13 protein-coding genes are annotated in these 14593 nt (G+C 63.5%); 8 read left to right on the top strand and 5 right to left on the bottom strand.

What is annotated here, in order from left to right; translation table 11 throughout:
• The coding region (locus tag SO139_RS21685; protein WP_498540557.1) for a dihydrodipicolinate synthase family protein at positions 1–343 on the bottom strand (343 nt) is incomplete at its 3' end.
• A 42-nt stretch (positions 344–385) separates the two neighbouring features.
• Between SO139_RS21685 and SO139_RS21690 the strand changes: the two genes are divergently transcribed.
• Positions 386–787: a hypothetical protein gene (locus SO139_RS21690; RefSeq protein ID WP_449381098.1), complete on the top strand. Its 402-nt coding sequence runs from the start codon at positions 386–388 to the stop codon at positions 785–787.
• Positions 788–833: 46 nt separating this feature from the next.
• On the opposite strand, the gene SO139_RS21695 is transcribed toward SO139_RS21690, so the two are convergent.
• The 3 genes from SO139_RS21695 to SO139_RS21705 form a co-directional block, all read right to left on the bottom strand.
• Positions 834–1088, bottom strand: coding sequence for a hypothetical protein (locus tag SO139_RS21695; RefSeq protein WP_449381097.1), 255 nt, complete (start codon positions 1086–1088; stop codon positions 834–836).
• Between the two features lie 196 nt (positions 1089–1284).
• Positions 1285–1551 carry a hypothetical protein gene (locus tag SO139_RS21700; RefSeq protein ID WP_449381096.1) on the bottom strand — a complete coding sequence of 89 codons (267 nt, stop codon included), beginning with the start codon at positions 1549–1551 and terminating at the stop codon, positions 1285–1287.
• Positions 1552–1592: 41 nt separating this feature from the next.
• Entirely contained in the window at positions 1593–2060 is a 468-nt protein-coding gene (locus SO139_RS21705) for a hypothetical protein (RefSeq protein ID WP_449381095.1), read from the bottom strand.
• A 487-nt stretch (positions 2061–2547) separates the two neighbouring features.
• Here SO139_RS21705 and SO139_RS21710 point away from each other — a divergent pair, with 487 nt between their 5' ends.
• The 6 genes from SO139_RS21710 (at position 2548) to SO139_RS21735 (ending at position 10752) form a co-directional block, all read left to right on the top strand.
• A complete protein-coding gene (locus SO139_RS21710; protein ID WP_298102122.1) occupies positions 2548–2637 on the top strand; it encodes a K(+)-transporting ATPase subunit F in 90 nt (29 codons plus the stop codon).
• 111 nt (positions 2638–2748) lie between these two features.
• A complete protein-coding gene (kdpA, locus tag SO139_RS21715; protein WP_449381094.1) occupies positions 2749–4452 on the top strand; it encodes a potassium-transporting ATPase subunit KdpA in 1704 nt (567 codons plus the stop codon).
• 23 nt (positions 4453–4475) lie between these two features.
• The gene (gene kdpB, locus SO139_RS21720; RefSeq protein WP_449381093.1) at positions 4476–6587 is read left to right on the top strand and encodes a potassium-transporting ATPase subunit KdpB; all 2112 of its coding nucleotides are present in this window, start codon (positions 4476–4478) and stop codon (positions 6585–6587) included.
• Between the two features lie 112 nt (positions 6588–6699).
• A complete protein-coding gene (locus tag SO139_RS21725; RefSeq protein WP_449381092.1) occupies positions 6700–7302 on the top strand; it encodes a K(+)-transporting ATPase subunit C in 603 nt (200 codons plus the stop codon).
• A 40-nt stretch (positions 7303–7342) separates the two neighbouring features.
• Positions 7343–10066: a DUF4118 domain-containing protein gene (locus SO139_RS21730; protein WP_449381091.1), complete on the top strand. Its 2724-nt coding sequence runs from the start codon at positions 7343–7345 to the stop codon at positions 10064–10066.
• Entirely contained in the window at positions 10063–10752 is a 690-nt protein-coding gene (locus SO139_RS21735; protein ID WP_449381090.1) for a response regulator, read from the top strand. The genes SO139_RS21730 and SO139_RS21735 overlap by 4 nt, the downstream gene beginning before the upstream one ends.
• 162 nt (positions 10753–10914) lie before the next feature.
• On the opposite strand, the gene ku is transcribed toward SO139_RS21735, so the two are convergent.
• Entirely contained in the window at positions 10915–11799 is an 885-nt protein-coding gene (gene ku / locus SO139_RS21740; protein WP_449381089.1) for a non-homologous end joining protein Ku, read from the bottom strand.
• Between the two features lie 120 nt (positions 11800–11919).
• Here ku and ligD point away from each other — a divergent pair, with 120 nt between their 5' ends.
• Positions 11920–14577 (top strand): DNA ligase D, encoded by a 2658-nt coding sequence (gene ligD / locus SO139_RS21745; protein ID WP_449381088.1) that lies wholly within the window; start codon positions 11920–11922, stop codon positions 14575–14577.
• The last annotated feature ends 16 nt before the right edge of the window (positions 14578–14593 follow it).

The following is a 14593-nucleotide window of genomic DNA, read 5'->3' on the forward strand; positions in this document are numbered from 1 at the left end:
TGTAGTACGGCACGACCGACAGGACTGCGTCCGCGCCAGCGGCTTCCGCCCGACGGGTGAGCTCGATGGCATGATCGGTTGCGTTCGCAACGGCGCCGGCGATGATCCTGCATCGACCGCGCGCGACATCGACCGCAGCGCGGATGATCAGCTCCTGCTCGGCCGCCGTCAGCGTTGGAGCTTCGCCAGTCGTCTCACAAACCAGGAGCGCCGGAGCACCGGCCGCGATCTGGCGCTCGCAGAGCATTGCGAAAGCCTTGAGATCGACGAGGCCTGCCGCGTTGAACGGGGTCGGCAGATCAGGGATATAGCCGGCGAGCCAGACGGACGGAGGGACGAGCATGGTTAGGGGACCTCACGCCGCGCGGTCCATCTGAGCGAGGCCTTGTCGCCGCGCAGACAGAACCAGCCCTTGATGGCACCTCACGCCCGCTTCGATCCGGAAGCCGAGCTGTTCGAGCTTCTTGCGGATCTTGAGTGCGAAACCGCTTTCGCCCGCCTTGATGCGAACCGCAATTGTCGCTGCGGCACTCAGGGAAGGGGCGATTTGCGCAAAGGCGCTTTCAAATTCGTCGATCGATTCCTGGACGGTGATGAGACCGACGGCGCATGTCGCCTTGCGCAGGCGAAACGTCGACGGGAATCCAATCCGGACAAAGCCGCGCCGCCGCAGGGCGAGATACAGGCTGGTACTGCCCTGGCCCGCGACGATCGCACGATGGAGGTTGGAAAGATGCGTAAGCGCGATCGTGGTCTCGACGACCTGATCGTGCTCGGGGGTAACTGAATGGAGCTGGAGCATTTGGATACTCTCTGGGAAGATCTGCGTTCCGTCAGGCGGCGCGCCGGTCGGCGGCCACTTGCGGCGTGCGGTTCATGTCGAGCTCGATCTCACGAGGCAGTTCGACGATGGTTTCGATATGATGTCCGTTCTCGAACAGCGCGTACTTGATCGCTTGGGCGCGGCTGACGAAGAGCCCGCCATAGAGGCCGTCCTGTTCCTGGGCGACCCACTGTCCCCTGCGATTCCGGCCGATGAAGACAACAGTTGAAGGCGAGCTGCACGACGGAGGTTCGACGAGTTTCACGTTAGAATTCCTTCTGGTCGACGCAAATGCGCACCCTCCGACGGAGGCTGTCCGCTTCCGACGAATATTGGGAGAATTCGTTGCGGGCACGCTTTGCGTGGCTTGTCCCGCTAATATCTCGGCTTGCGAATATGATTTCGAGGGCGGCCGCGGGGCGATCTTGTAGGAACGTTATAAAGTCGGGGGAGAACGGTCTTCAGACTGCTTCGACAAGACCGACGACATGCACCAGCGCAAACAATGCGCCGAACGCGACCGCCTCGTCCCAATGATTAAGGCGCGTGCGGAACGGTGGCTCGCGCTTGATCAGCCCGACGAGTACGCACAGGATGATCGCCATCCAGAGCAGGGCAGTGAGGCTCTTGCCGAAGCCGACGCTGCTGAACGCAGCAAAGCAGCCGAGCAGCGCGGCCCGCACGAGAAAGCGCACGAGCACCTTGGGTGTGCTCAGCGCGTGTGGCATGTCTGGCGATCGCGACAAGGTTCGGTGCACCCGACTGCGAGCTAGCCGAAATGATCGCAGTTGACCGGTTCGTACAGCTGACTCGCGGCCTGGCGAACGGACGGAACGCTTGGCCGGGTCTTTTCCGCACTTAGCATCTGCGCCTCTACAACAACCGAGAGCAGAGCGAGAGCGAGATCGGCGTGCTGCGCCTCGACCGAGTTCTCCAGCCAATCCGGCAACTCGCGTTCGCGCGAGAGCGCGCAATACCATTCGCCATCGTCATAGGCGATGCGGCGGACCTGCCACAGTGGCAATTCGAGTTCCAGGAGCACGAGCGCAGCATCGGCCCAGGCTTCGGCATCGATCAGGCGCGACAGCCGTGCGGTTCGTTCGCTCTGCCCGAGCGAAGGGAAACGGCGGCAGGCCTTGTCGATGAGGTCGAGCATCAGGGGCCGCGTGACCGCCTGCGCTCTGCGAAGCCGCTCGCCGAGCGAGGCCGGATCGAAATTTTGCAGAACGGAAGACATGACGGCGTCTCGATCATGGGCCGGTTGCGGGTCCGCAGCCGATGCCATCAAGATCGCGGGAGGGGCATTTGAAAGCGAGATGGGGCAGGGGAGAGAAATATAGGGATTTCATAAAGATCGGAGCGGGCCGCGTAAGGGGTCCGTAGCTTCTCCAAACTCACAATCGTCGTCCCGGCGCGCCAGGACGACAGCGTGATTTGTGACGCCGGCCAGCGCGCCAGCCAGACACCTGTAGAACTGCCAGAGCTCCACGCCGCGCTCGGCCTTTATGAGATTCCTATATCGTCGCCATAGCCTCCATCTCGAAAACCTATGCCTCGGGTGGCACTTGTCGGCCTGACAGCGCGGCATCCGTATCCGGACTGCGCTTGGATGCATAGGGATACTCTCATGCTCGATATCATCATGCTGGCGTTGGCTTCGGCCTTCTTCGCGCTCGCGATCGGCTACACCTACGCCTGCGAACGGCTCTGACGGGAGCTTGACCATGATCTTCGATTATTCGCTCGCCGCGGTCGTCTCGCTGGGCCTTCTCTTCTACCTCACTTATGCGTTGCTGCGGCCCGAGCGGTTCTGACGGTGCTTCTGCTGCTCAAACTGCTGCTGGCGGACGCTCTGCTCGTCGCGCTTCTGCTTACGTTGCTTCCACCGCTTCTGCACGGAAGGCGAGTCCTCAAAGGTTAATGCCATGACTGTCATCGGTTGGCTCCAGATCATTCTGTTCTGCGTCATCATCCTCGCCCTGACCAAGCCGCTCGGCTGGTACATGACCCGCGTCTTCAATGGTGAGCGCACCTTCCTGTCGCCCGTGCTGCGCCCGGTCGAGGCCGGGCTCTACTGGATCTCCGGCGTGGACGAGAAGCGGGAGCAGCATTGGCTGACCTATACGGTCGCGATGCTGCTATTCCACATCGGCGGCTTCCTCATCATCTATGCCGTAATGCGGCTCCAGGCCGTGCTGCCGTTCAACCCGGCCGGTCAGTCGGCGGTCGCGGAGGATTTGTCCTTCAACACCGCCGTCTCCTTCATCACCAACACCAACTGGCAGAACTACGGCGGCGAGAGCACGGTATCGTATCTCGTGCAGATGCTGGGCCTGACGCACCAGAACTTCCTGTCGGCAGCGACCGGCATCGCGCTTGCCGTGGCGCTGATCCGCGGCTTTTCGCGCGCGTCGATGCGCACCATCGGCAATTTCTGGGTCGATGTCACGCGCTGCACCCTATATGTGCTGCTGCCGATATGCATCGTCTATGCGCTGTTCCTGGTTTCGCAGGGCATGCCTCAGACGCTTGGCGACTATGTCGAGGCGACCACGCTCGAAGGAGCCAGGCAGACCATCGCGGTCGGCCCGGTGGCGTCGCAGGTTGCGATCAAGATGCTCGGCACCAATGGCGGCGGCTTCTTCAACGCCAATGCGGCGCATCCCTTCGAGAACCCGACCGCGCTGTCGAACTTCGTGCAGATGATTTCGATCTTTGCGTTGGGTGCTGCACTTACCAACGTGTTCGGCCGCATGGTCGGCAACCCGCGCCAGGGCTGGGCGATCCTCGCCGTGATGGGCGTCTTGTTCGTCGCAGGTGTCGCGGTGACCTATTGGGCCGAGGCCAACGGCACCTCAACCCTGCAGGCGCTGGGTCTCACCGGAGGTAACATGGAGGGCAAGGAGGTTCGCTTCGGCATCGTCGCATCCTCGTTGTTCGCCGTGATCACCACGGCCGCGTCCTGCGGCGCCGTCAACGCCATGCATGACAGCTTCACCGCGCTTGGCGGCATGATCCCGCTGATCAACATGCAGCTCGGCGAGATCATCGTCGGCGGCGTGGGCGCCGGCCTCTATGGCATGTTGCTGTTCGTGGTGATCGCGATCTTCGTCGCGGGGCTCATGGTTGGCCGCACGCCGGAATATGTCGGCAAGAAGATCGAGGCGCGCGAGGTCAAGATGGCGATGCTCGCGATCCTGGTGCTGCCCCTGATGTATCTCGGCTGGACCGCGGTTGCCGTGGTGTTCCCGCCGGCGGTAGCCTCGATGGCGAACGCGGGGCCGCACGGCTTCACCGAGGTGCTCTACGCTTACACCTCGGCGACCGGCAACAACGGTTCGGCCTTCGCGGGCCTCACCGGCAACACCTTCTTCTACAACCTGACGCTCGCCAGTGCGATGTTCGTAGGTCGGTTCTTCATGATCATCCCCGCAATGGCGATCGCCGGTTCGCTGGCGGGGAAGAAGACTCATCCGCCGTCAGCCGGCACGTTCCCGACCACGGGCGGGCTGTTCGTCGGCCTGGTCGTCGGCGTCATCCTTATCATTGGCGGCCTGACCTTCTTCCCGGCGCTCGCGCTCGGACCCATCGTCGAGCATCTCGCGATGAACGCCGGCAACGTCTTCTGATCGAATTGTCTGGAGTGACCTCCATGGAAACCATGAAACTGCAAAAGCGCGCTTCCGTCTCGGCGATGCTCGATCCGAAGATCGTTGTGCCCGCGGTTCGCGCGTCCATCACCAAGCTCGATCCACGGGTCATGATCAAGAACCCCGTGATGTTCGTGGTCGAGATCGTCGCGGCGCTCACGACCGTCATCTTCCTGCGCGACCTCCTCACCGGCGGGGCGGGCCTCGGGTTCACCTTCCAGATCATCCTCTGGCTGTGGTTCACGGTGCTCTTCGCCAATTTTGCGGAGGCGGTGGCGGAAGGCCGCGGCAAGGCGCAGGCGGATTCGCTTCGCAAGACCCGCACGGAAAGCCAAGCCAAGCTGCTGACCGGCTCCGACCAGACCTTCAAGCTGGTGCCTGGCACCAGCCTCAAGGTCGGCGATGTCGTGCTGGTCGAGGCCGGTGATACGATTCCCTCCGATGGCGAAGTGATCGAGGGCGTCGCATCGGTCAACGAGGCTGCCATCACCGGTGAATCCGCGCCCGTGATCCGCGAATCCGGCGGCGACCGCTCGGCGGTGACCGGCGGCACACAGGTGCTGTCCGACTGGATCCGCGTCCGCATCACGGCCGCGCAGGGCTCGACCTTCATCGACCGCATGATCAAGCTGGTCGAGGGCGCCGAACGGCAGAAGACGCCGAACGAGATCGCGCTCAACATCCTGCTCGCAGGCCTCACCATCATCTTCGTGTTCGCCACCGTCACCATTCCGAGCTACGCGGCCTATGCAGGCGGCTCGATCTCGGTGATCGTGCTGGTCGCGCTGTTCGTGACGCTGATTCCGACCACGATCGGCGCGCTGCTCTCGGCGATCGGCATCGCCGGCATGGACCGCCTGGTGCGCTTCAACGTGCTGGCGATGTCCGGCAGAGCCGTCGAGGCCGCCGGCGACGTCGATACGCTCCTGCTTGACAAGACCGGCACCATCACGCTCGGCAATCGCCAGGCGACTGCGTTCCGCCCCGTGCGCGGCGTGACCGCGCAGGAGCTCGCTGACGCAGCCCAGCTCGCCTCGCTCGCCGACGAGACGCCCGAGGGGCGATCGATCGTCGTGCTGGCGAAGGAGAAATACGGCATCCGCGGCCGTGACATGGCCGAGCTGGGCGCCACCTTCATCCCGTTCACGGCGCAGACCCGCATGAGCGGCGTCGATGCGGGTGGCATATCGGTGCGAAAAGGTGCGGTCGACGCCATGCTCAACTATGTCGGCGGTGGTGCGCCGCTGGTCGCCTCGGGCAACACGGCACGCGCGATGCAGCCGGCCCCGCTCTCGGAGGTCGGACGCGAGATCCAGGCCATCGCGGATGAGGTGTCGAAGTCCGGCGGTACACCGCTGGCGGTCGCCAAGGACGGTCGCCTGCTGGGCATCGTCCAGCTCAAGGACATCGTCAAGGGGGGCATCCGCGAGCGCTTTGCGGAACTTCGCCGCATGGGCATCCGCACCATCATGATCACTGGCGATAATCCGATGACCGCAGCCGCGATCGCCGCGGAAGCCGGCGTCGATGACTTCCTTGCGCAGGCGACACCCGAGGACAAGCTCAAGCTGATCCGCGACGAGCAAGCCAAGGGCAAGCTGGTTGCGATGTGCGGCGACGGCACCAACGATGCGCCGGCGCTAGCGCAGGCAGATGTCGGCGTCGCCATGAACACGGGCACGCAGGCTGCACGCGAGGCCGGCAACATGGTCGACCTCGATTCCAACCCGACCAAGCTGATCGAGGTAGTCGAGATCGGCAAGCAGCTTTTGATGACGCGCGGTGCGCTGACGACCTTCTCGATCGCCAACGACGTCGCGAAATATTTTGCGATCATCCCCGCGATGTTCCTGGCGTTCTACCCGCAGCTCAACGTGCTCAACGTGATGAACCTGTCGAGCCCGCAAAGCGCCATCCTGTCGGCGATCATCTTCAACGCACTGATCATCATCGCGCTGATTCCATTGGCGCTGAAGGGCGTCGCCTATCGCGCAGTCGGCGCCGGTGCGCTCCTGCGCCGTAACCTGATGGTCTACGGCCTGGGAGGCATCATCATTCCCTTTATCGGCATCAAGGCGATCGATCTCGTGGTCACCGCCCTGCACCTTGCTTGAGATCGTCATTGCGAGGAGCGGAGCGGCGACGCGATAGGCCGTCACCACCGGAGACATTTCTGGATTGCTTCGCTTCGCTTCGCTCGCAATGACCGAGAATAGGAGAGACATCATGCTCAGAGAAATCCGCCCCGCCATCGTCCTGCTGGTCGCGCTGACCGTCATCACGGGACTGGCCTATCCGCTCGCGATGACCGGAATTGCCGGCGTGCTCTTCCCGACGCAGGCACAGGGCAGTCTGGTCGAGAAGGACGGCAAGGTCATCGGCTCCGCCCTGATCGGGCAGGAGTTCAAGGAGGACAGATATTTCCATGGTCGCCTGTCGGCGACGCTCGCGCCGGACCCGAATGATTCGACCAAGACGGTGTCAGCGCCCTACAACGCTGCCAATTCCGGCGGCTCCAACCTCGGTCCGACCAGCAAGGCGCTGGCCGATCGGCTCAAGGAAGATGTGGACAAGCTGAAGGCCCAGAATCCGGGCCAGCCGGTGCCGATCGACCTCGTCACGACGTCCGCCAGCGGTCTCGACCCGCACATCTCGCCCGAAGCCGCCCAATTCCAGGTGCCGCGGGTCGCCAAGGCGCGCAGTATGCCGGAGGAACAGCTCAGGCAGATTGTGGCCGCCAATACCGAAGGCCGCCTGTTGGGCCTGATCGGCGAGCCCCGGGTCAACGTGCTGGCGTTGAACCTAGCGCTCGATCAAGCCGCCAAGTAGCGGCCTAGGCTCCCCCTGGCCGGGTGACTATAATGCGCTGATGGTCCGAGAGCGCCGCGATCCCGAACAACGTCCTTCGCCCGAGGCGCTGCTGCAAGCGGCGCGCCGGGAGGAGAGCGCGAGCGGCAAGCTCAAGATCTTCGTCGGCGCCGCGCCCGGCGTCGGCAAGACCTATGAGATGCTGCAAAGCGCGCACGCCAAGCGCAAGGCGGGCATCGACGTCGTCGTCGGTTTCGTCGAGACCCATGGCCGCGCGGAGACCGAAGCGCTGCTTCGCGGGCTTGAAGTCATCCCGCGCAAGAAATTCGACTATCGTGGGCAGGTTTTGGAGGAGATGGACCTCGACGCGGTGATCGCGCGCCGGCCGCAAATCGCCCTCGTCGACGAACTCGCCCACACCAACGTGCATGGAAGCCGACATCCCAAGCGCTATCTCGACGTCGAAGAGCTACTCTCGAACGGCATCGACGTCTACACCGCCGTCAACATCCAGCATATCGAAAGCCTGAATGACGTCGTCGCGCAGATCACCCATGTGCGAGTGCGCGAAACAGTGCCGGATTCGGTGTTCGATCGTGCCGACGCGATCGAGCTGATCGACCTCACGCCCGATGATCTGATCCAGCGGCTGAAGGAGGGCAAGGTCTATGTGCCCAAGCAGGCCGAGCGGGCGCTGGAGCATTATTTCTCGCCGGGCAATCTCACGGCGCTGCGTGAGCTGGCACTGCGGCGCACGGCCGAGCGCGTCGACGAGCAGCTCCTCACTCATATGCAGGCCAACGCCATCGCCGGTCCCTGGGCCGCGGGCGAGCGTATCCTGGTATGCGTCAGCGAGGACCCGCGCGCGGCGGGCCTCGTGCGCTACACCAAGCGGCTGGCCGACCGGCTGCACGCGCCATTCACGGCGATCTCGATCGAGACGCGGCGATCGCTTCAGCTCTCGGACGCGGAGCGCGACCGGCTCGCCGATACGCTGCGGCTCGCCGAATCGCTCGGTGGCGAGGCTCTGACCATCCCCGGCGTCGGCCGTCGCATCGCCGACGACGTCATCAACTTTGCTCAAGGCAACAACGTCACGCAGATCGTGATCGGCAAGTCGACGCGATCGCGCTGGTTCGAGATGACGCGTGGCTCGGTGGTGCACGACCTCGTGCGGCGCTCCGGCAACATCACCGTGCACGTCATTTCCGGCGACGAATTACAAGGTGAGGCGGCGCCGAAAACAGCGGTGCAGACGGCGGCCCGCACGGAGCCGTTCGATCCGCGCCCCTATCTCAAGGCGCTCGGGATCGCTCTGCTTGGACTTGGCGCGGCCGAGCTGATCCAGCCGTATTTTGGCATCGAGAATGTCGATCTCGTGCTGCTGACGGCGGTGGTTGCGGTCGCGGTGCGTTACGGTCTCTGGCCGTCACTGCTCGCCACCGTCGCGGCGTCGCTCTCGTACAACTTCTTCTTTCTGCCGCCGATCTATGCCTTCACGATCACCGATCCGACAAACGTCGCTGCTTTCGTCCTGTTCATGGTGGTTGCGATGCTGGTGTCCAATGTCGCGGCTCGCGTGCGCACCCAGGCCGATACCGCGATCGGGCGCATCAGGATGACCGAGCAACTCCATGCCTTCAGCCGCAAGCTGGCGGGCACCGCGACGCTCGACGATGTCTTGTGGGCGACGGCCTACCAGATCGCGCTGATGCTGAAGGTGCGCGTGGTACTGTTGTTGCCGGAGGAGGGGCTGTTGACGGTCAAGTCCGGCTATCCGCCGGAGGATGAGCTCGACCAGGCTGACCTTGCTGCGGCCAATTGGGCCTGGAGCAACGACCGGCCCGCCGGCCGCGGCTCCGACACGCTGCCCGGCGCAAAGCGCCTGTTCCTGCCGATGCGCACCGGGCGCGGCCCGATCGGTGTGATCGGCATCGACAATGACCGCACCGGCCCGCTGCTCACGCCCGATCAGCGCCGCCTGCTCGACGCGCTGGTCGACCAGGGCGCGCTCGCGATCGAGCGCGTGCTGCTGGTCGAGGATATGGATCGCGTCAAGCGCACGGTCGAATCCGAGCGGCTGCGCTCGGCGCTGCTCACCTCGATCTCGCACGACCTGAAAACGCCGCTCGCCTCCGTGCTTGGGGCGGCCTCGACCATGCGTGACCTCGCCGGCGCCCTGTCCGATACCGAGAAGCGCGACCTGCTGGCAACCGTGATCGACGAATCCGAGCGGCTCAATCGCTTCATCGCCAATCTGCTCGACATGACCAAGCTCGAATCCGGCGCGATCGTGCCGAACACGGCGCTGCACGACGTCGGCGAAATCGTCGGCAGTGCGCTGAGGCGGGCGAGCAAGATCCTGACGCGCCACAAGGTCGATCTCCGGCTCGCCGCCGATCTGCCGATGCTCGAGCTCGATGCCGTGCTGTTCGAGCAGGTGCTGTTCAACCTGCTCGACAACGCGGCAAAATATTCGCCGCCGGATACCACCATCGCGATCCGCAGCCAGCGTGACAAGGATCGTGTCGTGCTGGAGGTCGCCGACGAAGGCGAGGGCATCCCGCCGGGCGAGCTCGAGAGCGTGTTCGACAAGTTCTATCGCGTGCAGAAGGGCGATCATGTCCGGCCCGGCACGGGGCTCGGTCTTGCGATCTCCCGCGGCTTCGTCGAGGCGATGCGCGGCACGATCACGGCGACGAACCGCGGGGATCGCAGCGGAGCGATGCTGACCATTCGCCTGCCGATCCCCGCGCAGACCAACGCATTGGACACCGCTGCATGAGCGCACCATCGATCAAGGTTCTGATCATCGACGACGAGCCGCCCATCCGTAAATTGCTGCGGATGGGGCTGACCACGCAGGGCTATGACGTCCTGGAAGCGTCGAACGGCAAGACCGCGCTGGAAAAGCTCACCGAGGAGCCGGCGCTGATCATCCTCGATCTCGGCCTGCCCGATATCCAGGGCCACGAACTGCTCCGTACTATCCGCGCGCGCAACGAGAGCGTGCCGATCGTGGTGCTGTCGAGCCGCGGCGACGAGGCCGGCAAGGTGCAGGCGCTCGATCTCGGGGCCGACGACTATCTGACAAAACCGTTCGGCATGGACGAGCTCTTGGCGCGGCTGCGTGCCGCGCTTCGGCACCAGCTCCAGGTCCAGGGCGAGCGCCCGGTGTTTCGCGCCGGCGATCTCTCCGTCGATCTCGTTCGCCGCATCGTCAAGGTCGGTGAGCGCGAAGTGAAGCTGTCGCCGAAGGAATATGATCTGCTGCGCGTGCTCGTGCAGCACGCCGGCAAGGTGCTGACGCACCGGTTCCTGCTGAAAGAGCTATGGGACGAGCTGACCGATGCGCAATACTTGCGCGTCTATGTCCGCCAGCTTCGCCAGAAGATTGAGGCCGATCCCGAGCGGCCGCAATATGTGCTGACCGAGACGGGGATCGGGTACCGGTTGAAGGCGGGGGATTGAGTCAGCTGCCCGGGCATCAGACTATCTCCTCATCCTGAGGAGCGCGGAACGCGCGTCTCGAAGGATGAGGGCCCGTATTCTGCAGCGGGGCCTTCATGGTTCGAGACTGCGCTTCGCGCCTCCTCACCATGAGGGGGTAGGGCGATGCACGCGCGCAGGCTATCAACCCGCCTTGCGATGCCTTGCCGTCGAACGATGCGTCTTGCGCGTGCTGCGACGCTGGCTCGTGCTCCGCCGCGGATGGGACCGCGCTGACGCCCGTCCCCTGCCTCTTCCCTTCAAGCTTTGCTTCAGCGCGTCCATCAGATTGATGACGTTGCTTGGCCGTTCTTCCGGCTCAGGCAGCTCGATCTTCTTGCCGCTGGCTTTTCGTTTCACCAGCGCCTTCAGCGCGTCCTCGTACTCGTCCTTGAACTTGCTGGGATCGAAATGCGCCGCCTTAGTGTGCAGGATATGGCCGGCGAGCTCGACCATGTCCTTGGTGATCTTCGCGCTCTTGATGTCGTCGAAGAACTGGTCCTCGTCGCGCAGCTCGTAGGGGTAGCGCAGCGTGGTGCCGAGCAAACCCTTGCCGAGCGGTTCGATGGCCATGACATGTTCGCGGTTCGTCAGCACGATCCTGGCGAGCGCCACACGCTCCTCGTCCTTCATGGCATCACGGATCACAGCAAAGGCATCGACCGCAGCCTTGCCGTCAGGAGCGACATAGTAGGGGTGGTTGAGGTAACGCTTGTCGATCTCCTCGCGCGGCACGAAGCTTTCGATGTCGATCGTATGATTGCTTTCGATCTGAACCGCTTCCAATTCCTCCGGCTCGATCTCGACATATTTGCCTTTACGTAGCTCGTATCCGCGTCCCTTCTGATCGCTCTCGACGACGTCGCCGGTCTCGGCATCGACCATTTGCTGCTTCAGACGGTTGCCGGTCTCCCGGTTGATCATGTGAAACCGTGTTTTCGCCGCAGCGGTCGCAGCGGGATAAAGGACGACCGGGCAAGTCACCAGCGACAGCTTCAATGTTCCTTTCCAATAGGCGCGGGGAGCCATTCCAATCTCCAATGTTTTCAATGCGTTTTCGGAACTCCAACCCACCTTATGGGTTTTGGTTCCGGGTGGGACTTTGGCCGTGATAGGCTCGAATGCACTTGAAAAAATGCGGGACCGGTCGTGCTGAGAAACCTCTCCACCTATCGGAAAAAGCGGGATTTCGAGATCACTCCGGAGCCGTCCGGCGAGACGGCGGTGACGCCCTCGAAACAGCGGCGTTTCGTGATCCAGAAGCACGACGCGACAAGGCTGCACTACGATCTCCGGCTGGAGTTCGATGGCGTCTTCAAGTCCTGGGCGGTGACGAAGGGGCCTTCGCTCGACCCGCATGACAAGCGGCTCGCGGTCGAGGTCGAGGACCATCCGCTCGATTACGGCGATTTCGAAGGCACCATTCCGGAAGGCCAGTATGGCGGCGGCACGGTGATGCTGTGGGACCGCGGATATTGGGAGTCTGAAGATCCCGAGCGCGGCTTCAAGAAGGGCGACCTCAAGTTCACGTTGCATGGCGACAAGCTGCATGGAAGCTGGGTGCTCGTGCGCATGCGCAATCGCGACGGCGAAAAGCGCACCAACTGGCTGCTGATCAAGCATCGCGACGACTATGCTCGCGAAGGCGAGGGCAACGACATCCTGGACGCGGACAAATCGGTCGCTTCCGGCCGGGCGATGGATCAAATCGCCGAGGGCAAGGGGCGCGCGCCAAAGCCGTTCATGCTGGCGAAGGGAACCAAAGGCAAGGCCGATGCGGTCTGGCAGTCCAATCGCGTCGATCAGGAGACGCGCACCATCAAGCCTGCGCCGCGCGCGGCCTTGAAGAAGGGCAAGGCGACGACAGCAACGACCGCGAAGAAAGTGTCGGAGATGCCGGACTTCGTCGCGCCACAGCTCTGCACGGCGGTGGAGCGTCCGCACCCGGGCGAGGGCTGGTGCCACGAGATCAAGTTCGACGGCTACCGCGTGCAGCTTCGTGTCGAGGATGGCGAAGCAACCCTCAAGACCCGCAAAGGCCTCGACTGGACCGGAAAATTCGCATCGATCGCTAAGGAAGGCAGCGCGCTGCCGGACGTGCTGATCGATGGTGAGATCGTCGCGCTCGACCACAACGGAGCGCCGAGCTTCTCCGCGCTGCAGGCGGCGCTTGCGGACGGCGAGACCGATGACCTCATCTTCTTCGCCTTCGATCTCCTGTTTGCCGAAGGCCTTGACCTGCGCCGGCTGCCGCTCGGCGAACGCAAGACGCGGCTTAAGAAGTTGCTGGACGCGCGCAAGAGGAAGTCGAGCCAGATCCGCTATGTCGAGCATTTTGAGAGCGGTGGCGATGCCGTGCTGCAATCTGCCTGCAAGCTCCAGCTCGAAGGCGTGGTCTCGAAGAAGCTCGACGCGCCCTATCGTTCAGGGCGCACCGAAAGCTGGACCAAGGCGAAATGCCGCGCCGGCCATGAGATCGTGATCGGCGGCTACAAGACCACGAATGGTAAATTCCGCTCTTTGATGGCGGGCGTGCACCGCGGCAATGATCTCGCCTTTGTAGGCATCGTCGGCACCGGCTTTGGTGCTGACAAGGTCAAGCGCATCATGCCGCTGTTGAAGGCGGCGGAGGCCAGGGAGAGCCCGTTCGGCGGCAAGAACGCGCCGAAGAAGACCCGCGACGTGCATTGGCTGAAGCCCGAGCTCGTGGCCGAGATCGAGTTCGCAGGCTTCACCGCCGACGGCAATATCCGCCAGGCCGCGTTCAAGGGCCTGCGGCAGGATAAGCCCGCCGAGGAGGTCGAGGCCGAGGCGCCGGTGAAGACCGAGCTTGCCGAGCCGTCGCCGCGGAAGGGCAAGGCGAAGGCTGCGTCAAAGACAAGATCAAAGCAGCCCGGTACCGCGGAAGTGATGGGCGTCGTCATCTCGAAGCCCGACAAGGAGCTGTGGCCAGACGGTGGGGATGGCGATCCCGTCACCAAGCTCGATCTCGCGCACTACTTCGAGGCGGTCGGCGAATGGATGATCGCGCATCTGAAGGGAAGGCCGTGCTCGCTCATTCGAGCGCCCGACGGCATCAAGGGCGAGTGCTTTTTCCAGCGTCACGCCATGCAGGGCACGTCGAACCTGCTGGAGCTCGCAAAGGTCTCCGGCGATCGCAAGCCATATTTGCAGGTCGATCGGATCGAGGGGCTGGCGGCGGTGGCGCAGATCGGCGGCGTCGAGCTGCATCCCTGGAATTGCGCGCCTTACGCCTATGATACGCCAGGCCGGTTGGTGTTCGATCTCGATCCCGCGCCGGACGTGGCTTTCCCCAACGTGATCGAGGCGGCCAGGGAGATGCGACAGCGTCTGTCCGACGTCGGACTGGAGAGCTTCTGCAAGACCACCGGCGGCAAGGGAATGCACGTCGTCGTGCCGCTGCTTTACGGTGCGCGGGACAGGGTCGATTGGAAGGAGGCGAAAGCCTTTGCCCAAGGCGTATGTCGGTGGATGGCTGACGATGATCCGCAGCGATATCTGCTCAACATGTCGAAAAAGCTGCGCAACGGAAAGATCTTCCTCGACTACCTGCGCAACGACCGTCTTTCGACGGCCGTGGCACCGTTGTCGCCGCGCGCCCGCGACGGCGCCACCGTCTCCATGCCGCTGACCTGGGCGCAGGTGAAGGGTGACCTCGATCCGAGGCGCTACACGCTGCGCACTGTGCCAGGACTTCTGGCGCGATCAAAGGCGTGGGAGGGCTATGACGATGCGGCCGCATCGATCAAGGCGGCGATCAAGAAGCTGGCGGGGAAGGTGAAGTAGTGGCGGATTCACCGAA

The sequence above is a fragment of the Bradyrhizobium sp. UFLA05-89 genome, assembly GCF_059803475.1.